The organism is Nitratireductor luteus, assembly GCF_026162365.1.
GTDB lineage: Bacteria > Pseudomonadota > Alphaproteobacteria > Rhizobiales > Rhizobiaceae > Chelativorans > Chelativorans luteus.
This window is the reverse complement of sequence record NZ_JAOANW010000008.1, coordinates 144,792-164,496: the sequence shown is the minus strand read 5'-3', so window position 1 is coordinate 164,496 and position 19,705 is coordinate 144,792. Positions and strand designations below refer to the sequence as shown.

The 19,705-nt window shown below is 62.5% G+C and carries 23 protein-coding genes; 10 read left to right on the top strand and 13 right to left on the bottom strand.

All coding sequences use genetic code 11. The features are described from left to right. Position 1 precedes the first annotated feature (1 nt). From N1058_RS13240 to N1058_RS13230, 3 genes are all read left to right on the top strand, one after another. Positions 2 to 1,429, top strand: coding sequence for an aspartate aminotransferase family protein (locus N1058_RS13240; RefSeq protein ID WP_265518202.1), 1,428 nt, complete (start codon positions 2 to 4; stop codon positions 1,427 to 1,429). A gap of 55 nt (positions 1,430 to 1,484) precedes the next feature. Next, on the top strand, positions 1,485 to 2,681 hold the full coding sequence (locus N1058_RS13235; protein ID WP_265518039.1) for a hypothetical protein: 1,197 nt from the start codon (positions 1,485 to 1,487) through the stop codon (positions 2,679 to 2,681). A gap of 120 nt (positions 2,682 to 2,801) precedes the next feature. Continuing rightward, on the top strand, positions 2,802 to 3,647 hold the full coding sequence (locus N1058_RS13230; protein WP_265518038.1) for a DUF1194 domain-containing protein: 846 nt from the start codon (positions 2,802 to 2,804) through the stop codon (positions 3,645 to 3,647). 30 nt (positions 3,648 to 3,677) lie between these two features. Here N1058_RS13230 and N1058_RS13225 read toward each other — a convergent pair whose 3' ends face one another. The 3 genes from N1058_RS13225 to N1058_RS13215 form a co-directional block, all read right to left on the bottom strand. After that, on the bottom strand, positions 3,678 to 4,676 hold the full coding sequence (locus N1058_RS13225; RefSeq protein ID WP_265518037.1) for a GlxA family transcriptional regulator: 999 nt from the start codon (positions 4,674 to 4,676) through the stop codon (positions 3,678 to 3,680). A 492-nt stretch (positions 4,677 to 5,168) separates the two neighbouring features. Then, positions 5,169 to 5,294, bottom strand: coding sequence for a hypothetical protein (locus N1058_RS13220; RefSeq protein ID WP_265518036.1), 126 nt, complete (start codon positions 5,292 to 5,294; stop codon positions 5,169 to 5,171). A gap of 20 nt (positions 5,295 to 5,314) precedes the next feature. After that, complete coding sequence (locus N1058_RS13215) at positions 5,315 to 5,626, bottom strand: hypothetical protein (protein ID WP_265518035.1); 312 nt, start codon at positions 5,624 to 5,626, stop codon at positions 5,315 to 5,317. Here N1058_RS13215 and N1058_RS13210 point away from each other — a divergent pair. After that, complete coding sequence (locus tag N1058_RS13210) at positions 5,625 to 6,524, top strand: LysR substrate-binding domain-containing protein (protein ID WP_265518034.1); 900 nt, start codon at positions 5,625 to 5,627, stop codon at positions 6,522 to 6,524. The two genes, N1058_RS13215 and N1058_RS13210, sit on opposite strands and share 2 nt — an antisense overlap. Positions 6,525 to 6,614: 90 nt before the next feature. Further along, on the top strand, positions 6,615 to 7,538 hold the full coding sequence (ligD, locus tag N1058_RS13205) for a non-homologous end-joining DNA ligase (protein WP_265518033.1): 924 nt from the start codon (positions 6,615 to 6,617) through the stop codon (positions 7,536 to 7,538). Between the two features lie 30 nt (positions 7,539 to 7,568). Here the strand turns inward: ligD and N1058_RS13200 are convergent, their stop codons facing one another. The 7 genes from N1058_RS13200 to N1058_RS13170 all read right to left on the bottom strand — a co-directional run bounded on the left by N1058_RS13200 (position 7,569) and on the right by N1058_RS13170 (position 14,271). Further along, positions 7,569 to 9,617, bottom strand: coding sequence for an ASKHA domain-containing protein (locus tag N1058_RS13200; protein ID WP_265518032.1), 2,049 nt, complete (start codon positions 9,615 to 9,617; stop codon positions 7,569 to 7,571). 11 nt (positions 9,618 to 9,628) lie between these two features. Beyond that, positions 9,629 to 10,582, bottom strand: a complete 954-nt coding sequence (locus N1058_RS13195; RefSeq protein WP_265518031.1) for a methyltetrahydrofolate cobalamin methyltransferase — start codon at positions 10,580 to 10,582, stop codon at positions 9,629 to 9,631. A 158-nt stretch (positions 10,583 to 10,740) separates the two neighbouring features. Then, positions 10,741 to 11,838 carry a methylenetetrahydrofolate reductase gene (locus N1058_RS13190; RefSeq protein WP_265518030.1) on the bottom strand — a complete coding sequence of 366 codons (1,098 nt, stop codon included), beginning with the start codon at positions 11,836 to 11,838 and terminating at the stop codon, positions 10,741 to 10,743. Further along, a complete protein-coding gene (locus N1058_RS13185) occupies positions 11,835 to 12,437 on the bottom strand; it encodes a methylenetetrahydrofolate reductase C-terminal domain-containing protein (RefSeq protein WP_265518029.1) in 603 nt (200 codons plus the stop codon). Before N1058_RS13185 ends, N1058_RS13190 begins: the two co-directional genes overlap by 4 nt. Beyond that, positions 12,424 to 12,726 carry a virulence factor gene (locus tag N1058_RS13180; RefSeq protein ID WP_265518028.1) on the bottom strand — a complete coding sequence of 101 codons (303 nt, stop codon included), beginning with the start codon at positions 12,724 to 12,726 and terminating at the stop codon, positions 12,424 to 12,426. Before N1058_RS13180 ends, N1058_RS13185 begins: the two co-directional genes overlap by 14 nt. A 114-nt stretch (positions 12,727 to 12,840) precedes the next feature. Next, positions 12,841 to 13,485, bottom strand: a complete 645-nt coding sequence (locus N1058_RS13175; RefSeq protein ID WP_265518027.1) for an exopolysaccharide biosynthesis protein — start codon at positions 13,483 to 13,485, stop codon at positions 12,841 to 12,843. A 189-nt stretch (positions 13,486 to 13,674) separates the two neighbouring features. Then, positions 13,675 to 14,271, bottom strand: coding sequence for a DUF1638 domain-containing protein (locus N1058_RS13170; protein WP_265518201.1), 597 nt, complete (start codon positions 14,269 to 14,271; stop codon positions 13,675 to 13,677). A gap of 88 nt (positions 14,272 to 14,359) precedes the next feature. Between N1058_RS13170 and N1058_RS13165 the strand changes: the two genes are divergently transcribed. Then, positions 14,360 to 14,518, top strand: a complete 159-nt coding sequence (locus tag N1058_RS13165) for an entericidin domain-containing protein (RefSeq protein ID WP_265518026.1) — start codon at positions 14,360 to 14,362, stop codon at positions 14,516 to 14,518. A 74-nt stretch (positions 14,519 to 14,592) separates the two neighbouring features. On the opposite strand, the gene N1058_RS13160 is transcribed toward N1058_RS13165, so the two are convergent. Continuing rightward, the gene (locus N1058_RS13160; RefSeq protein ID WP_265518025.1) at positions 14,593 to 15,291 is read right to left on the bottom strand and encodes a corrinoid protein; all 699 of its coding nucleotides are present in this window, start codon (positions 15,289 to 15,291) and stop codon (positions 14,593 to 14,595) included. A 282-nt stretch (positions 15,292 to 15,573) separates the two neighbouring features. On the opposite strand from N1058_RS13160, the gene N1058_RS13155 reads away from it, so the two are divergent. From N1058_RS13155 to N1058_RS13140, 4 genes are all read left to right on the top strand, one after another. Beyond that, a complete protein-coding gene (locus N1058_RS13155; RefSeq protein ID WP_265518024.1) occupies positions 15,574 to 16,044 on the top strand; it encodes a hypothetical protein in 471 nt (156 codons plus the stop codon). Positions 16,045 to 16,052: 8 nt separating this feature from the next. Then, positions 16,053 to 16,448 carry a hypothetical protein gene (locus N1058_RS13150; RefSeq protein ID WP_265518023.1) on the top strand — a complete coding sequence of 132 codons (396 nt, stop codon included), beginning with the start codon at positions 16,053 to 16,055 and terminating at the stop codon, positions 16,446 to 16,448. A gap of 23 nt (positions 16,449 to 16,471) precedes the next feature. Continuing rightward, positions 16,472 to 16,885, top strand: coding sequence for a hypothetical protein (locus N1058_RS13145; RefSeq protein WP_265518021.1), 414 nt, complete (start codon positions 16,472 to 16,474; stop codon positions 16,883 to 16,885). 129 nt (positions 16,886 to 17,014) lie between these two features. Then, entirely contained in the window at positions 17,015 to 18,613 is a 1,599-nt protein-coding gene (locus N1058_RS13140; RefSeq protein WP_265518020.1) for a trimethylamine methyltransferase family protein, read from the top strand. 26 nt (positions 18,614 to 18,639) lie between these two features. Here N1058_RS13140 and N1058_RS13135 read toward each other — a convergent pair whose 3' ends face one another. Together N1058_RS13135 and N1058_RS13130 are read right to left on the bottom strand one after the other, a co-directional pair. After that, positions 18,640 to 19,083, bottom strand: coding sequence for a TadE/TadG family type IV pilus assembly protein (locus N1058_RS13135; RefSeq protein ID WP_265518019.1), 444 nt, complete (start codon positions 19,081 to 19,083; stop codon positions 18,640 to 18,642). Next, complete coding sequence (locus tag N1058_RS13130) at positions 19,080 to 19,685, bottom strand: TadE/TadG family type IV pilus assembly protein (protein ID WP_265518017.1); 606 nt, start codon at positions 19,683 to 19,685, stop codon at positions 19,080 to 19,082. The genes N1058_RS13135 and N1058_RS13130 overlap by 4 nt, the downstream gene beginning before the upstream one ends. Positions 19,686 to 19,705: the final 20 nt, after the last annotated feature.

The following is a 19,705-nucleotide window of genomic DNA, read 5'->3' as shown; positions in this document are numbered from 1 at the left end:
CATGAATGCACCGGAACTGGCGCCGCGCACGATCACCAAGCCGAATCTTTACTCCGTCGATGATGCCAAGGCGCTTCCCATCGAACGGATGACCGAGCTCTTCAAGGCTCACCTCAATCCGGGCCAGTTCCACTTCATGAAGCTTCTCGGCTTCCACAAGGTGAAGGTCGAGAGCGCCGAGGGCATGTACTACATCGACCAAAACGGCCGAAAAATTCTCGATTTCTTCGGCGGCTTCGGCTCACTGGCCTTCGGCCACAACCACCCGCGCATCCTGGAGGCGCGACGGAAGTTCCAGGACGAAAAGCGTCATGAGATCGCAATCGCCTTCATGTCGCAATATGCGACGGCGCTGGCCGCGAACCTCGCCGCCTGCTCGCCGGGTGACCTCGACATGGTGTTTCTGGGCTCATCCGGCTCCGAGGCGATGGAAGCGGCGGTGAAGCTGGCCGAGCGCGCGGCGGGGCCGAAGCGGCCGAAGATCGTCTATGCCGAGAATTCCTTCCACGGCAAGACGAAGGGCGTCCTGACGCTGACCGACGGGCAGCTCTACCGCGGCGAATTCCGCCTGACCGACAATACGGTGCGGGTGCCTTTCGGCGACATCGATGCCGTGGAGAATGCGTTCAAGTCCGACCCCGAAATTGGCGCCATCGTCCTGGAGACGGTTCAGGGCGGCGGCGGCATCATCCAGGCCGAAGCGGAATACTGGCAGAAGCTGCGCCAGCTTTGCGACCGGTTTGGCGTGATCTGGGTGGCCGACGAGGTGCAGTGCGGCTTCGGCCGGACAGGTTGCTTCTATGCCTTCGAGCACTATGACGTGGTGCCGGACATCACCGCGCTCGCCAAGTCGCTCGGTGCGGGCAAGGCGGCGGTAGGCGCGATGATCGCCAAGCGCGACGTCTACATGAAGGCCTACGGCACGCCCAAGACGGCGATGATCCATGCCATGGCGACGTTCGGCGGCATTGGCGAAGCCTGCGCCACGTCCATCGAAGGGCTCAATGTCCTTTATGACGAGGGACTGATGGAGAACGCGGAAGCCGTCGGCGGCTACCTCATCGAGCGCCTCAACAGCCTCAAGGACAAATATCCGCGCATCATCAAGGATGTGCGCGGGAAGGGCTGCATGGTCGGCGTGGAGTTCCAGGACTTCTCGCAGACGCTGCCGGCGGTGATGCGGCCGATGGTCGGCATGCTCGACGACAAGCTGAAGGGCTCGCTGTCCGGTTTCATCGGTGCGCTGCTTTTGCGCGATCATGACGTGCTCGTGGCCTTCACCGAGTATAATCGCAACGTCATACGGCTCGAGCCGCCGCTCATCGTCGAGCGGAGCCACGTCGATACCTTCGTCGATGCACTGGACCAGCTTCTGGGCCGGGGCGTGGTCTCGATCGTCAAGGATTTCGTGAAGAGCCAGATGGGCTGAACCCAGTCGAGTTGAACAGGGGCGGACGGTTGGGCACGTCGGGAGCGGGGCAGGTATGAGTACAGTCGACGAAACGCCGATCGGGCGCGCATTCGCCAGCAGGCCGGGAGCGGGCATCCTGAAGGCGCTCCTTGTCCGGTCGGCGCTCGACCGGCTGGCGGCCCTTTTCCTAGTGCTTTCCGTTCTCGCGGTCGCCGCCTACGGGCTGCTGAGGCCGGACTACAACTGGGACATGGTCGCCTATGTGGCGACCGCCCTTGAAAACCGGTTGGAGAACCCGCGGGAGTTGCACGCCGCCACCTGGGAGATGATTGACGAAGGGGCGAGCGAGAACCAGCAGTACCACCTGAAATTCTCCAACCCCTACAATCTGAACCAGTGGGAACAGCCGGACGATTTCCAGTCTCAATTGTCCATGTACCGCGTCAAGGTCGCCTATATCGCCCTAATGCGGCTTCTGGAGCCGGTGACGGGGCTGATCGATGCCTCCATCCTCCTCAGCGTGGTTCCTGCGTTTCTGATGGGCATGCTTTGCCTCTACTGGCTGTGGCGGGTCGAGGCACTGCAGGGCGCATTCTTCTTGGTGCCGCTTCTGCTCTTGGCCGATTATTCGCGCATGACTTCCGCCGTCGTGCCGGACATGCTTCTGGCGCTGGTCTCGATCGCGGCGCTTTACGCCTTCTGGCGCGGGCGGGATATCGTGGGCTGCCTTTGTCTCTTCGCTTCGGTCTTCGTGCGGCCCGACAACCTTATCCTCATTTTCGCGCTGCTGATTGCCGCCATCCTGTTCAACTGGCGAAAATTGCCCATCGCCGTCACCTTCGTCGCCGCCTTCACCGCCTGCATGGCGATCTCCAAATTCGGCGGCCATCCCGGCTGGTGGGCCCATTTCTATTTTTCCTGCGTCGAAATCCAGAACTCGATGGCGAGCTTTTCGCCGGATTTCTCGGCCCTTCTGATGATAAAGGGATATGTGCGCGGCGCTGTCGTAGCCTTGCAGGACAATGATTGGCCGGCCATTCTGGTGGCACTGACGGCCGCCTGGGCGCTGCTGGCGAAATTCGGCCGCATCGGGGGCAGCCGGGCCAACGGGCTGGTCTTCGCGCTGGCCATCGGCACGCTCGGCAAGTTCGCCAGCTTTCCTCTGCCCGACGACCGCTTCTATTTCGTCTTCATAGCCGGCATGGCGGTGGTGCTGATAGCGTCCTGGCGGCCGCGTTTCGATCTGGTGCCGGCCAACAGCATCCGCTGAGGTCGCGCCGCTTCCGGGTGCCGCAAACGGGCGGGGGCGGAGGCTTGCGCTAATATCTACGCCCTCCATTATCCAGCCGAAGGCTATTGTCGGATGATGCGCCTGCGCTAAACTTTGGTCATGGTTCAACTACCTCGAAACCTGCACCGGTTCGCGAGCGGTGCGCTGGTCGCGCTGGGGTTGCCGCTTGTTGTGTTCGATGCGGCCCTGTCTCAAGAAAACGTCGATGTGGAGCTTGTCCTGGCTGTCGACGTATCGCTGTCAATGTCGCCGGGAGAGCTGGAAATCCAGCGCCGCGGCTATGCGGCCGCGCTGAGCCATGAGCTGGTCATTCGGGCGATCCTCGACGGCGCCTATGGCAAGATTGCCGTCACCTATTTCGAATGGGCGGGGACATTCTCGCAGCGCATCGTCGTGCCCTGGACGGTCATCGCCTCGGCGGAGGATGCCCGCCGGGTGGCCAGTCAGCTCTCGGCGATGCCGCCCAACAGTGCGCGGCGGACCTCGATTTCCGGTGCGTTGCAGTTCGCCGGCGACCTGTTTGCCGAAAGCAGGTTCAACGGATCGAGGCGCGTCATCGACGTCTCCGGAGACGGCCCGAACAACCAGGGTCCGCCCGTTGTCGGCGTGCGCGACGCGCTGGTGTCCGACGGCATCACCATCAATGGTCTTCCACTGATGACCAGCGGCGGGCTGGCCACCAGTTTCGATGTCGACGATCTCGACCTTTATTACCGCGAATGCGTGATAGGCGGGCCGGGCGCCTTCATGGTTCCGGTCAATGATTGGTCGCAGTTCCCTGACGCCATCCGCCGCAAGCTCGTTCTGGAACTGGCGGGCGCCGATGAGCGGCCGGCTGCAGCCGATACCGGAGTGCCCGTCCTTTTCGTGCAGTCGAGTGCTTATGACTGCCAGGTTGGCGAGAAAATGTGGCAGAACCGGTCGTGGATCTATCGCGACCCCTGAGGGGAAGGGCGATTTCAGCAACTCGCCGGCTCACGCCGCCATGAGTTGCTTTCTGTCGGCGCGCTCCTGCTGCGGCGAGCGGGCGTAGAGTTCGCGATAGCATTTGGAAAAATGCGACGCGGAGACGAAGCCGCAGGCGACCGCCACTTCGACGACGGGCATGGTCGACTGCACCAGAAGATGGCGCGCGCGGTCGAGACGGATTTCCAGATAGTAGCGGGCGGGCGACCGGCCCATTTCCTGGCGGAACAGGCGCTCGATCTGGCGGCGGGAAAGCCCGACGGAAGCGGCGATCTCCACGAGCGAGAGTGGCTCGCTCAGATTGGCTTCCATGAGCTCGATGATCGTCAGCACCTTGGAGTTCTGCACGCCCAGCCGCGCGCGGAGCGGCAGGCGCTGCCGGTCGGAGGGGCTGCGCACACGGTCTGTCAACATCTGCTCGCAGACCCGGTTGACCAGATTGTCGTCGAAATCCTCGCCGATGAGCTGGAACATCATGTCCATGGAGGCCGTGCCGCCGGCGCAGGTGTAGATATTGGAATCGATCTCGAACAGGTCTGCAAAGACATTGGCCTTGGGGTATTTCTCAGCGAAGCCCGGCAGGTTTTCCCAATGGATGGCGCAGCGCTTGTTGGCCAGAAGACCGGCCGCGGCAAGGATGTAGGAGCCGGTGCAAAGCCCGCCAATGGCGACGCCGCGGTTATACTCCTCGCGCAACCAGGCGAAGACGGTCTTGTTGGCGTAATTGTCGATGTTGAGGCCGCTGCACACAACCACCATCGTCGGGCGCTCGTGTCCGCTCATCTTCTGCCGCTCGTCGGCCAGCGAGAAGTCGACGGCTACCTCGACACCGTTGGAGGCGCGGACGGGCTTGCCATCGAAACTGGCAAGCCTCCAGCTATAGGCTTCATAGCCAGCCATGCGGTTGGCGGCGCGCAACGGCTCCAGCGCGGTAGCGAATGCGACCAGCGTGAAATCGGGCACGAGAAAGAAAACGAGCGAGCGCTTCATCTGACTGTCTTGCCGCATGCAACAGCCCTTCCATAAGCCGCCATACCATGTCGCTAACAGAAAAGCCTGCCCCTGATTGGGGCTTTTTGTCAATGGGTTGGGCTGACGCTGACACGACTTTTTATGCCGGTCGGGCAACCGTCCCGCCAAGAAAAAAGCCGCTCCATCCGAGGAAGCGGCTTTTTATGGGAGGATGTTGTCGCGGAGCGGTCTAGTTGACCAGCATTCCAAGCCGGAGGCCGGCAAGAGCGCCGGTTTCGCCAGGCATGCTGGCCGCAAGGCGGCTGCGGTCATTATGCGCCCGTCGGGTTTGGTGGAGGCGGTTTGCCTTCCGGATTTTTTTGAACAGCTTCATTTTGGTCTCCATGAACGGTTTGTTCGGCTTGCACCGAGCGCCTTACCTGGTTTGCCATGGAGTGGGGCGGCTCGTTATGCGCCTTCTAGGCGTTGCCGAATGTTGCCGCAGCGGCAAATGCGAAGCGGCTGTTAGAAAATGCGACACCGGACATGTTACCTGCGCCTTGCGGCTGGACGAATCCTCTGCGGCGAGGGCTTGCCGGTGCGGGCGTGGTCCATGATCTCCGCGAATTCGCGCATGAACGTGCTCACGTTTTTCCAGAGGGTCTGCACGGTCATATCCAGGCTCCTTTCCATTTTTACCAACGGTGTTCCCATTGGGACAGCGGCGCCTGCTGGTGCGACGGCCGGTTGTTGTCGCTACCCGGCCAACCGATATCCTTCTGCACTTCGGCTGGCAGATTCCGGATGTAGCGCTCGGTGCGGCGGCGCTCCCACAGCGCTGCCCTGCGACGTAGATAGTTGGTGATGCGCGTTTGAACAGTCATGGTCCTTCTCCTTGAACATCGCGCCGGATCGCCGGCTTCGGGATTGACTATGCCGCTGAGTTGATGTTCAATCAAACGCAATGAAATGATGTTTTGCATCAATGAAATTGAAGGTAACGCCATGAACGCTCCACTCAACCATCCCATGCCGCTGCTTGAACTCGATGTGCTGCGAACCTTCGTCGCGATTGCCGAAACGGGCAGCTTCACGACCGCGGGGAATGCCGTTTTTCGAACGCCCTCGGCCGTTTCCATGCAGATCAAGAAGCTGGAGGAGTTGCTGGGGCGGTCCGTTTTCCTGCGCGACGCGCGGTCCGTTTCGTTGACGGCGGATGGAGAGATGCTGCTGGGCTATGCCCGACGGCTTCTGGCGCTCAACCGGGAGGCGGTGTCGAAGTTCGTGATGCCGGATATCAGCGGCATCGTGCGGCTGGGATCGCCGGACGATTATGGCGAGCGTGTCCTGCCGAGCGTGCTCAAGCGGTTTGCCGAAACCCATCCGGCAATCGCCGTGGATGTGACGATTGACCAGAGCTCCAATCTGCGCAAGCGCATGACCGCGCGCCAGCTCGACATTACCCTTTTGACCTGTTCGGACTGCGCCGACACCAGTGACGTCGAGGTTCTCATGACGGAACCGATCGTGTGGGCCGGGGCGAAGGGCGGATGCGCCCATCTGCGCGAGCCCTTGCCGGTATCGCTGTGGGAGGACGGCTGCGCGTGGCGCGCGGCTGCCGTCAAGGCGCTGAACGAACAGGGACGCGACTACCGCATCGCCTATATGAGCGCCCATACGGCTGGACAGCGCGCCGCGATCCTGGCCGGGCTCGCCGTCGCGCCGCTTCCCAAGACCTTTCTCGGTGGCGATCTCGTGGAACTGACTGAGAAGGACGGCATGCCGAAAATGGGCAATTACCGCCTGGGCATGATCGTTTGTCCGGATGCTTCGGCTCCGGTAAGGGCGGCGGCCGATCACATCCGTGCCACCTTCGAAATGTTCGCCGAGACCGGCAGGTTCTGACCGCGGACGGAACTTCCCGCCCCTGGCGCCGCTTATATGCCTTGATAACCCCCGGCCGTCCGGGCCGGGCGAGAAGTGGAAGAGGGCGCCATGAAGCATGAAACGCGGGATCGGTTCGCCGGCGTGAAGCTGTCGAGCCCGACGAAGGTGCTGTTCGACAAGCAGGGCGTGACCAAGGCCGACCTTGCCGCCCACTATGAACGCGTGGCCGCGCGTGCGCTGCCATTCGTCGAAAACCGGCTGTTGAGCCTCGTGCGCTGTCCCGAAGGGCAGACCGGGCAATGCTTCTTCCAGAAGCACGGCGGCAAGGGGTTCCGCGACGAGGTCAAGCGCGAAACGATTGTCGAGAAGGACGGCGGGCGCGCTGAATATCTCTATGTGGACGACCTTCCCGGGCTCGTAGCCGGCGTGCAGATGGGCACGTTGGAGTTTCACATTTGGGGGTCGCGCATCGACAAGCTCGAGCGGCCCGACCGGCTGGTTTTCGATCTCGATCCCGACGAGGGGCTTGATTTTGCGGATGTCCGGCAGGCGGCCCGCGATGTGAAGGAGCGGCTCGGCGACATGGGGCTGGAAACGGTGGCCCTTGTGACGGGTGGCAAGGGCGTCCATGTGATCGCCCCGCTGGAACGGCGGGTCGACTGGCCGCTGGTCAAGGCCTTCGCGCGGGGTTTTGCCAAACAGATGGCGTCGGAAGACCGTGGCCGCTATCTGGCGCAGGCTTCAAAGGCAAAAAGGGAGGGGCGGATCTTCATCGATTGGCTGCGCAATGAGCGCGGGTCGACAGCGATCGCACCCTACTCGACCCGTGCAAAGCCCGGCTGCCCCGTGGCGATGCCGGTTTCGTGGGACGAATTGGAGACGATCGAAGCGGCCAACCGCTTTCGTCTCGAGGACATGGCGGATCGGTTGGAAAAGCCTGACCCATGGGCGGAAATGGCCGAATGGCGGCAATCGATCACGCGCAAAATGCTATTGGCGGTTGGAGTGGAAGAAAGCGGGTCGGGGACGTGAATCGTTCCATTATCACGGCAGCGCGAAGCGCTATCCGCGCTGCCGCCTCGCTTCGCGCTCCTCACGAGAGCGGCGGCGGGGGCGGGCGGCATCGCTGCCGTCGCCGCCAAGCACCTTGCGGGGCGGAAGCTGGACCTGGGCCGCGAGCTTGGGGAATGGATCGACCTTGTTGGGCAGCGCCATGGCGTAGACGAAATGCTCCTGGAACTTCGGCTCCAGAGCCGTTTCGATCTTCTCGATCCGGCGCACCGTCTCCTCGATCTCGCGGCGGTGGTCGCGGTTGAGCAGCGCCATGCGCGCGCCGGTGCCGGCGGCATTGCCCACGGCTGAGACCTTTTCCAGCTCGCAATCGGGGATGAGGCCCAGAACCATCGCGTAAGTCGGGTCGATGAACGAGCCGAAGGCGCCTGCAAAACGAATAGAATCGACAGCCACAACACCCTGTTTTTCCATGAGAAGCTTCGTTCCGGCATAGAGCGCCGACTTGGCGAGCTGGATGGCGCGCACGTCGTTCTGCGTAATCGTCAGGCGCGGCTCGGTCTCGGCCAGGACGTAGGAGAAGGTGCGGCCGTCGCCGACGATGCGGTGACTTTTCGCGGCCAGTGCGCCGTCGATGACGCCATCTTCGGAGATGATGCCGGACAGGTACATCTCGGCAATCACCTCGATGATGCCGGAGCCGCAGATGCCGGTCACGCCGGTCGGGCCGACAGCCTCCATGAATCCGGGCTCGTTCGACCATCTGTCCGAGCCGATCACGCGGTAGCGGGGCTCGAGCGTCTCACGGTCGATACGCACGCGTTCGATGGCGCCGGGGGCGGCGCGCTGGCCAGCGGAGATTTCGGCGCCTTCGAAGGCCGGTCCGGTGGGCGAGGAGGCGGCGACGACGCGGCTCCGGTTGCCGAGCACGATTTCGGCGTTGGTGCCGACATCGACTATCAGCATCATCTCGTCCTGCCGATGCGGCCCCTCAGAGAGCGTCACGGCGGCGGCATCAGCGCCGACATGGCCGGCGATGCAGGGCAATAAATAGGTGCGCGCGCCCGGATTGAGCTTCAGGCGCAGATCGTCGGCCCTCAATTTCACCGCGCCCGAGACGGCGAGCGCAAAGGGCGCGCCCCCAAGCTCCGTCGGGTCGATGCCCAGGAACAGGTGGTGCATGATGGGGTTGGCGACGAAGACGGCGTCCAGCACATCCTCGCGGGTGCAGCCCGCCTCGTCCACCACCTGCTGGACCAGCTTGGATATTTCCAGCCGCACCGCCTTGGTCATGGCGTCGCGGCCTTCCGGATTCATCATCACATAGGAAACGCGGCTCATCAGGTCTTCGCCGAAGCGGATTTGCGGGTTCGACGTGCCGGCAGAGGCCGCGACCCGTCCCGACAGAAGCGAGACCAGGTGCATGGCGATGGTTGTCGAGCCGATATCGCAGGCGATGCCATAGGCCTCGTTCTTCAGCCCCGGCCACAGCGCGATGATGTGCGCCGTCTCGGCTTCCTCGTCCTCGTGGACAGCGGCGGTGACGGCCCATTGCCCTTCGCGCAATGTCTTCTGCGCCTGCGGCAGCAAATGATAATCCGCCTCCAGCCGCCCATAGCCCCAGTCCTTTCGGAGCGCGGTTTTGACCCGGTCGAGATCGCCCAGCGGCTTGTGCATGTCGGGTTCTTCGACCTCGACATAGCAAAGCCGAACGGCCGGGCGGCGCTCGATCAGGCGGTCGTCGGCGTCCTTGCGCACCACCTGTGCGTTGACCACCGCATCCTGCGGGACGTCCACCACGAGATCGCCTTCGATGGTGGCTGCACAGGAGAGGCGGCGTCCGGCGGGCAGGGACCGCTTTTCCAGATAGCGGGCCTCGTTGGGGCCAACGCCGGAGATGCTCTCTTTCGACGAGGATATCTTGTGCTTGGCGAAATGGCCTTCCTGCACCTCGATCTGGCAGCGCCCGCAAGTCGCGCGCCCGCCGCACACGCTCTCGACATAGACGCCAAGCTTGCGTGCGGCGTCGAGCACGGCGGTGCCCTTTTCAAAGCGTCCGCGCTTGCCCGATGGCATGAAAAGGACGAGGTGGTCGGTCATGATTCGCGACCTTATCCCCGCGCCCGCCGCGCCTCGCGTCCGCCGCGGCGGCGTCCGCCGGACGACGAATCCACGGGTGCCGCCTGCGCGGTGCCGCCGGCCGCCGGCTGATGATCGCGATAGGTCATGATCCAGGTGTGGCAGTTGGGGTCGGTGCCGTTGAGGACGTTGGCGGCGCGCACGGCCTCCATTTCCTGTGGCCGGCACGGATTCATGATGGCGCTGGTCATGCCGGCGCCGATGACCATGGGAATGAAGCCGGCATTGATGCCGTGGCGATGCGGGATGCCGAACGAGATGTTGGACAGGCCGCAGGTCGTGTTGACCTTCAACTCCTCACGCAGGCGGCGCAGAAGCGCGAAGACCTGCTTGCCCGCCGTGCCCATGGCGCCGATGGGCATGACCAGCGGATCGACCACGATGTCGTGCGCCGGGATGCCGAAATCGGCCGCGCGCTGCACGATCTTCCTGGCCACTTCGAAACGAACGTCGGGATCTTCCGAGATTCCTGTCTCATCGTTCGAGATGGCGACGACGGGCACGTCGTACTTCTTGATCAGCGGTAGGATGGCTTCGAGCTTTTCTTCCTCGCCGGTCACGGAGTTGACCAGCGGGCGGCCCTTGGCCACCTTGAGTGCTGCCTCGATGGCGGCCGAGACCGAAGAGTCGATCGACAGGGGTACGTCGACGAGACCCTGAACGATTTCCAGCGTCTGGACCAGCAGCGCGGGTTCGGTGGCATTGGGGTCGACCGCGGTCACGCCGGCATTGACGTCCAGCATCGTCGCCCCGGCGGCCACCTGGGCCAGCGCGTCCTTGATCACTGTCTCGAAATTGCCTTCGACCATCTCGGCGGCCAGTTTCTTGCGGCCGGTCGGGTTGATGCGTTCGCCGATGACGCAGAAGGGCTGGTCGAAGCCGATCACGACTTCCTTTGTCGCCGAGGCGACGATGGTGCGGGTCATTCACTATCCTCCAGAAGATATAAAGAGTTGTTTATATCGTTATTTGACGAGTTTCAAGCGGGGCAAGGAAGTAGGGCAGTAGGGCAGCAGGTAGGGAATGGATGGTGGCGCTTCATGGATTCGAAGTCTCCCTACTCCCCTACCGCCTTACAACGCTCTCACCCCGCCGCATCCTTCACCATGTCCACCGGCCGCTGGTTTGGCGTTTCCAGAAGGTGATCGAGCCGGTCGGCGACCATGGCGTCGTCGGGACCGGGTTCGCGTTTCCAGGGACGGCGGCCCTTCAGGACGCCCGATTCGTGGACGATCTCAGCGACGTATTCCTCCTGCCGGTATGCCATGACATGGACGCCCGATACGCCTTCGATCTCCTTCACCTCGTTGATGATGTCGATGCACAGGCGCTTGCCTTCTTCCTTCTGGTTCTGCGCGCCTTCCAGGCGGCGCACCACGTCATCAGGAATATGGACGCCGGGCACGTTGGCGCGGATCCAGCGGGCTGTTTTGGCGGAGGCGAGGGGGCCCACGCCGATCAGGATGTAGCATTTCTCCGCCAGCCCGAGATTGCGCGCACGCTTCATGTATTCCTGCAGCATCGGCACGTCGAAGCAATATTGGCTTTGTACGAATTGGGCACCGGCGGCGATCTTCTTGGCGAGCCTCAGCGGACGGAAATCGTATGGCGGGGCAAAAGGATTGATAGCGGCGCCCATGAAGACGGCGGGCGGCGTCGAAAGCTTGCGGCCGGAGAGAAAGCGTTCCTCGTCGCGCATGACACGCACAGTTTCCAGAAGCGACATGCTGTCGAGGTCGAAAACAGGTTTGGCGCCTGGCTGATCGCCGGCCTGCACGCCGTCGCCGGTCAGGCACAATATGTTGGCCACGCCCATGGCCGCCGCGCCCAGCACATCGCCCTGGATGGCGATGCGGTTGCGGTCGCGGCAGGCGATCTGCATGATCGTGGCGTAGCCCATGCGGGTAAGCAGCGCACAGATGCCGAGCGACGACATGTGGCAGTTGGCGCCGGAGGCGTCGACGGCGTTGATGCCGTCGACCCAGCCGTCGAAGACGGCGGCGCGCTCATAGACGTCCTGCGCATTGGCGCTGTCGGGCGGGTTCAACTCGGCGGTAACGGCGAATTCGCCGCGGCGCAGCACGCGCTCCAGCCTGCCGCGCGAGGAATGGCCGGGAAGGGGCTCCAGCGGCAGGTCGACGCCATGCGGGTTTTCATCGATATGGGGAGGGCGGCGGGTCATTCGGCGGCCTTCGTATTCCGGTTGCGCTCGGCGGCGGCAAGTGCAGTGACGCGCAGCCACGAGGAGGTTTCGCGCAGGGACTGATCGACGGGCTTTTGCACGTCGAGAATGTTTTCTGTTCCGCGCATCCGCTGCGCGCCCTCCCACGCCTTCACCCAGACGCAGGGCATGTCGGGCTCCACCTCGCAATTGCCGTTGGCGCGCACGCCGCCGCAGGGGCCATTGCGCAATTGCTTCGGGCAGTTCATCGGACAGGACATGCCGGTAGACGAAAGAATGCACTGGCCGCACATGCGGCAGTCGAACAAGAGGCCTTTGACCTGTTTCTCGACGAATTTCACAGGCGCTTCGGCCCGCCGGTATCCGATGGCGTTCCACAAGGGGTGGAGCACCAGGAACATATTGGCGAAATGAGCGTAGAACCATTCCAGGCTGCGCGCATGGCGCACCGACCATCGCCGCATCGTATAGCGGCGTTGCACGCGCCGCTGCGGCGACACGTCCGCCGGCTTGTAGGCGATGAGCTCCCGCGCCTTGCGCACGATGGTGGCCTGCGTCACGCGCTGGCGCAGGGGCTTCTTTTTTTTATTCGAGGTCATACCCGCCTGCCTTTACAAGCGCCTTCAGGCGCTCGTCGGTATAGGTCTGTTCGAGATGGGAGCTTGCCTTCTCGGCCTCTGCTTCGAGGTCGTCGCTCACAGGGCTGGGGTCGGCACGCCGCCATTCCGCGAGATAGGAATCGGTATCGCGGGCGCCGACGCGCATGGCGCACATGTCGATCGCTTCGGTAAAGCGCAGAGAAAGTTCGCGCCGCGCCGCCTTGCGCCCCTTCTTGACGATGACCTGGGCGGGGATGTCGCGCCAGTAAACTACGATCAGATCGGCCATATCCGGCATGTCTCCATTGTGTCGAGGATTGCGCCCTTGCGCGCACGGCTGCTTGCTGCGCGACGACGCGCGTTCTTTCAAATGCGACGCGGGAGATGCCGTCAAGCGGCGAGGTCAGCCGATGAGCGCGCCGGCCAGCATGCTCGCGGCCCCGATGACCACGGCGATGACAAGCAGCGAAAGGGTACCGCTGATGACGGCAATGCCCAGCAGCACCCCGTCGCGCTCGGAAAGTGCAAGGCCCACCAGAGCGCACGAAAAGGCGGGAAACCAGTTGCCCAGCGGGATCGGCAGGGTGACCGCTATCGACAGGATCAGCGCGATCAGGCCGATGATGCGGTCGGCGTGGTCACGGGCGAAAGGCCAATAGCGGGGGCGGATGAGCTTCTCCACCCATTTGATTCGCGGCACCAGCCGCCCGCTCATGTGGCGGAAACTGTCGGCGGTCAGCGATTTCTTCAGGACGAATTGCGGCAGCCAGACCGTTCGATTGCCCAAGACCATCTGAATCGAGAGCAGAATGAGCGGAATGCCCAGGATCAACGTGCTGCCCGGCGGCAGGGGCAGCATATTCAAGCATGAGAAAAAGACGAGAAGGGTCGCGAAGCTGCGGTCACCCAGCGCCTGGCGGAGTTGCGCCACTGTAACGGATCCGCGTGCATTGCCGGCCAATTCCTCGAAAATGCGCGACAACCTGCGCGGCGCATCCGCCGCCGGCGCACACATGGCCGCGCCCGAACCCGTTCCCTCCGCTTTCACCGGATGTCTTTCTTCATGCTCGTTGTGTTGAACGCATCATGCGCCGTAAGCTGTTAAGCCTTCATGACAGTTATGCAAAGGGTTCCGTGACGGTCATGGACGCCCGAGTGCGGTACGCGGAGAGAGAGAAAGTGAACAAAGGCGAGCACACCGCATCAATATGGAATCTCCAAGGCCGATTTGAACCAATCAGCCGATTGAAGCCTTTTTGTGGTCGCTTCCAAATGCTCGGGCAGCTTGTTCCATGGCATCTGCCAGATCGCCGTAGCCGGTGAAGCGCCGCTCGTATTCGAGTCCGAGCAGGCGGGCGGCCGAACGCGCAACTTTCTCAAGCTCCGGGTCATCCGTCTGGGCCAGATAGACCACTTTCTCATAGTTGCCGAAGAAGTCCTGGATGAGCTCCGGATGGCGGTCGAGGGCCAGGGGGCGCATGAAGAACGCGTCAAAATGGCGGCACAGGAAGTCGGTCATGTAGAAGGACAGCATGTCTTCTTCCATCACCTTCTCGAATGCCGTCAGCCCCTGGTAGAAGGCAAAGCAGTGCGGCCCGGCTATGCGCTCCACGCCGTGCTTTTCGCAAACGCGGTCCAGGGCGCCGCCGGTGCCGCAATCGGCGTATCCGATAAAGATGTTGCGATAACCTTCGGACCTGGCTTTCTCGACGGCCTTGTCGATCTCCGGCGCGATCCGGTCCGGGCGGTAGTGATATTGCGCCGGCAGGCAGGTCAGTTCGATATGCTCGAAGCCCAGCCGCTCGCGCACCGCAAGCACCTCGCGGGCGATCATCCCGCAGGCGATTACCAGAACCTTTTCTGCATTGGCGCGTTGTAGCTGTGTCAACTCAAGATCTCAGGCCGTTCCAGGAGGGACAATCATGACACGTTCGGGCCTTTCGCGCATCATCTTGCTGTTTGCGGTCGTCGGGCTGGCCGCCGGCTGCGCCAATACCATTCGTGGCGTCGGGCAGGATACCGCCAACGTCGTCAACGCGACGCAGGGTGCCGGCCAGAACGTTGCCCAGGCCACCAAATAAGCGCCGCCATAACGTTTACAGCAGGTCGGGTTCGCCCGACCCCAGCGCAGACGCACCTGAGATATCCAAAGTGCCTAGGCCGAAGCGCCGATATTGTGCTTCCGCTTCATGAAGGCCTTCGCCGTTTCGACGGCGACGGCCGCATCGCGGCAGTAGGCGTCTGCGCCGACCGCCTTGCCGAATTCTTCATTCAAAGGCGCGCCGCCCACCAAGACGATAAGGTCGTCGCGGATGCCTTTTTCCTTCAGCGTGTCGATGACCACCTTCATGTAAGGCATGGTCGTGGTCAAAAGCGCGGACATGCCGACGATGTCGGGCTGATGCTCCTCGATTGCTGCAAGGTAATTCTCGACAGGGTTGTTGATCCCAAGGTCGATCACGTCGAAGCCGGCGCCTTCCATCATCATGCCGACGAGATTCTTGCCGATGTCATGGATGTCGCCCTTGACGGTGCCGATCACCATCTTGCCCTGTTTTGGCGCTCCCGTTTCCACCAGAAGGGGGCGCAGGATGGTCATGCCCGCCTTCATGGCGTTGGCCGACAAAAGCACCTCCGGCACGAAAAGGATACCGTCGCGGAAATCCTCGCCGACGATGCGCATGCCTTCCACGAGGGCCTGGGTGAGCAGGTCATAAGGCGTCCAGCCGCGCTCCAGGAGTATCCGCGTGCCTTCCTCGATCTCTTCTTTCAGACCGTCATAAAGGTCGTCGTGCATCTGCTGCACGAGTTCTTCGTCAGAAAGATCCGAAAGGATGATTTCGTCGTCGGACATGTCCCACTCCTGCCGGTGATCGTGGCGCTCAGCCGTTACGCCTACATACGCTGCTCGTCGATGGCTTCCATAGCCGAATTGCGACGAGATGCAAAAGGAAAGCGACTGGAAACGGCGGGAAGCGCGGCTGACGGCGTTTTGCGACGGAGAGCCGGGAGCAAACGGCGTTCGATGCCGGAGATGGCATTCGCAATTTAAGGTTAAGTTAACAGGTTCCATGAGACAACCTTCAGGTATATTGCATCGGGGGCACCAACCGGGGCGTAGCCTGGAGTGTTGCCTATGAAAAAGCTTCTCCCTCTCGCCATTGCATTCAGCACGATCGGTATTCCGGCCGCCGACGCCGTCAATGGCACCGTGATCTTCAATGGCACCATCCTTGCCACTTGTCTCATCACCATCGGCACGCCTGGCACGTTCGTAGCAAGCGCGGACTTCACGGAACTCAGCTCGCAGAACGCCGGAGGATTGTCGGGAACGGCTACCGTCGTTACGACGGGGCTCGGCTATTCGCTGTCGACCAGCGCGCCGGCGTCTTTCACCTCCGCACCTGCCGACGGCGATGCCAATGTCACCTTCTCCTCCTCCTACAGCGCCAGCGGCGTCACTTCGCTGCTCGATGTCGTCGGTTCGGTGGCATCGCCGCTCGGCCTCGGCATCACCAATGTCGAGGTCGACCTCGCCGCTACCAAGTCGGCCGACATATTCCCGGCCGGTTCCTATACCGCCGAAGTTACCGTGACCTGCGAGTAGGACGAGCCATGAGCACCTCCGTATGGTTCGCGGCGGTTGCCGTGTTCGCGCTCGGTCTGCCGGCCGCGGCGGCCGCCCAATCGATGACGCCGATGCGCGGCGAGGTCTCCAGCTTCACCGACGAATTCGCCATCCGGGTTCGCCCGTACAATCCCTATCGCCAGCGCATTCTGGTGGAGGTCAAGGTCTATGACGAGAACTTCCGCCCGGTGAAGGCCCGCGTGACACCGTCGACGATGATGCTGGGCAGCGACAATTCGCGGCCCGTTCTGGTGGTCCTGCCCTTCGAGGGAGCCGGATCGCGGCGCGTGCGCATTTGTACCGAAAGCGTTCCGTTTCCCAATCAGGCAACCAGGATCAAGGCACAGATATGTGGTCGATTTCTAGGACGACGCTTGCAGTAGCCGCCGTGTTGGCATCGTCAGGCATGATGCATTCGGCCGCCATTGCTCAGGATCAATACATCGTCAACCAGAACCATGCCGGCATGACACTGCCGGGGGTATCGTCGCCACATGGTTTCGACGAGGTGAGGGCTGCCGACGGAACGACCTGCCGCTCGGCAATGGGCGGCTCCGGCGCCCATCTGGATACGGGCGTGATCGGCGGCGGGCTCAACGGCGATTCCCGCCCCTTGTCCGCCTATGGCCGCATCGTGATGCCCCTGGGCGAGAAGCCCAGGCGGCTGAATTGCGACAGGCTGTATCAGCTCGAGCTGGAGCGGCTTCAACTGGAGGTGCAACTGCTCAAGCGCGGCCTCGACCCGCGCACAAGCCAGGCCGTTTCAAACGATGCCAGTTGGGCCAGCCACGACGGTTGGACGACGGGCGATCGGAAGTAGCAAACCCTGACCGCTCTTTCTGCGACACGCTTCGACGCTCGCTGACCGTTCAGCGCCGCTCGGCTGAATACCATGTCATGAGAATCCTCGCGCCTACCGCGCGGGCAGCCGATATCGAAGGCCAGAGCCATGAATCAGAATTCGCCAGACGAGTTTTCAGCCACCCCCGACGCCGCAGCCGAAGGCCGCCGCAGCAGGGGCGGGCGAGGGGAGCGCGGTGGAGCCGCCGCGCGCCGCGCCGCGCGCACGGGCGGCGGGCCGGGCACGCAGCTCACCTATATCCGCCGCAACCTTTCACCCTACGGGATACTGGACGAGGACGGCTTGGCGCTCATCGAGGCCAACGCCGATACGGTGCTCGAGGAGATCGGCATCGAGTTCCGCGACGACGCCGAGGCGTTGGCGCTCTGGAAGGCCGCTGGCGCCGACGTTCAGGGTGACCGTGTGCATTTTCCCAGGGGCTTGTGCCGAGAGCTCCTGAAGACCGCGCCTTCCGTCTTCACACAGCACGCCCGCAACCCCGAGCGCTCGGTCGAGATCGGCGGCAACGCCACGGTTTTTGCGCCTGTCTATGGTCCGCCCTTCGTGCGCGATCTTGACGGTGTGCGGCGCTATGCGACGATCGAGGATTTCCGCAACCTCGTGAAGCTCGCCTATATGGCGCCGTCGATCCACCATTCGGGGGGCACCGTTTGTGAGCCTGTGGACGTGCCTGTCAACAAACGCCATCTGGACATGGTCTACGCCCATATGCGTTTTTCCGACAAACCATTCATGGGCTCGGTGACGGCGCCGGACCGGGCCGAGGACACGGTGATGATGGCGAGGATACTCTTTGGCGAGGAGTTCGTCGACAACAACACCGTCGTCATCAATCTCATCAACGCCAACTCGCCCATGGTCTTCGACGAGACGATGCTCGGGGCGGCCAAGGTCTATGCACGGGCCAATCAGGCCTGCATCATCACGCCTTTCATCCTGGCAGGGGCCATGAGCCCGGTGACGGTGGCCGGCACGCTGACGCAAGTGTTGGCCGAAGTGCTCGCAGGCGCCGCCTTCACTCAGCTCGTGCGGCCCGGCGCGCCGGTCCTCTTCGGCACCTTCGCTTCGTCCATTTCCATGCAGTCCGGCGCGCCCACCTTCGGCACGCCGGAACCCTCGCTCGTCTCCTACGGCGCTGCGCAGCTCGCCCGCCGGCTCGGCCTGCCGTTCCGCACCGGCGGCTCGCTGACGGCATCCAAGGTTGCGGACGCACAGGCAGCCTACGAAAGTGCGAACACGCTCAATTCGACGGTGCTTGCGGGCACCAATTTCGTGCTGCACGCCGCCGGCTGGCTGGAGGGCGGGCTGGTGTCGTCCTACGAGAAATTCATGATGGACATCGATCAGCTCGGCATGCAGCAGCGCCTGTGCGAACCGCTGGATCTGTCGGAGAACGGCCAGGCAATGGACGCCATACGCGAGGTGGGGCCGGGCAGCCACTACCTTGGCTGCGCGCACACCCAGGCGAACTTCCAGACGGCCTTCTATCGTTCTTCAATCGCCGACAACAATTCCTACGAGCAGTGGTTGGCTGAGGGCGAAAAGACGGCGAACCAGCGTGCCAACCAATTGGCCCGGAGCTGGCTGGAAGCCTACCAGCCGCCACCGCTCGACGAAGGCATCGATGAGGGGCTGAAGGATTTCGTGGCAAAGCGCAAAGAAGCTATGCCGGACGCCTTTTCCTGATGTCCTCTCTGATCCGAAGAACCGGGTCAGGCAGGCTGGTTGGGGAAGCAGGCGTCCGTGGATAGCGCGGTCATCTCAGAAAGGGAAGGCAGAAAACCGGGAACGACGGTTTCGAACTTGTGGCTTATCGACACTTTGGAGAAGCCCTCGACATCGAAGCATTTCGCGGCCCGATTCAGCTGAATGGCGCCCGGCGTCAGTGAAACGCCGAAATCGTCCGCTTGCTTCATGGCGAAGGCCGTCGTCGATACAAGATCGAAAGCCCCGTCCTTGGTGCATTCGAGCTGGGGAAGCGCCATGCATCTGGCTGTTCGGATCGCGGTTTCGTTCAGCACATGATCTGTCCAGAACATCCGGCTTATTTCGATAATGCCGAACAGGAACAGGAACAGAACGGGCGCGATGATCGCGAATTCCAGGGCGCTTGTGCCGTCATTCGCCTTTATGAAGCCTTTGGTCCTGCAGTTCATTGAGTACGCACCACGGCGCTGGCTTGAAGCGCTTGTGCGCTGGTGTAGCCGAAACCGATGAAGAACGGTTCATAGTCCGATCTGGCGGTGACCATGACATACTTCCCCGACAGATTTCCGTCGCCGCATTCTTCGCCGCAGCCTGTGGGTTTGCCCCAGGAAAACGAGCTGCCGCTGCCGGTCGGGCAATAGCAGCTATCGGCGGAGCCAGACGAAGCCTTCATCACAGCCGGATGCTGCTCGAGCCGGGCCGTGGGCCCGTTATTGACGACAACGGTGGCTTCAGAAACGAGCTTGCCGCCGGTGCCGGCGAGAACTGCGATGATCTGTTTGGCAAGAGTTTCGCCGTTTGCGTCATCGACCATATCGCGGTTCAGGAATGCCTGATTTGCGCTCAATGATATCATCGAGTTCAAGCTGAACTGCGAGTGGAGCATCAGCCCCAGGTCGATGCCCGCTCCAAGCAGCAGGGCGAGAATTGGGGTGAAGATCGCGAATTCCAGCGCAGAAACGCCTTCTTCGTTGCGAAATAGGAAAGATCGAATTTCCTGTACGCCGATTTTACGGGGACGCCTTGCGGTGTTTGCAGGTGGGGATTGCATGGTTTCTCGCTGTCTCTCGG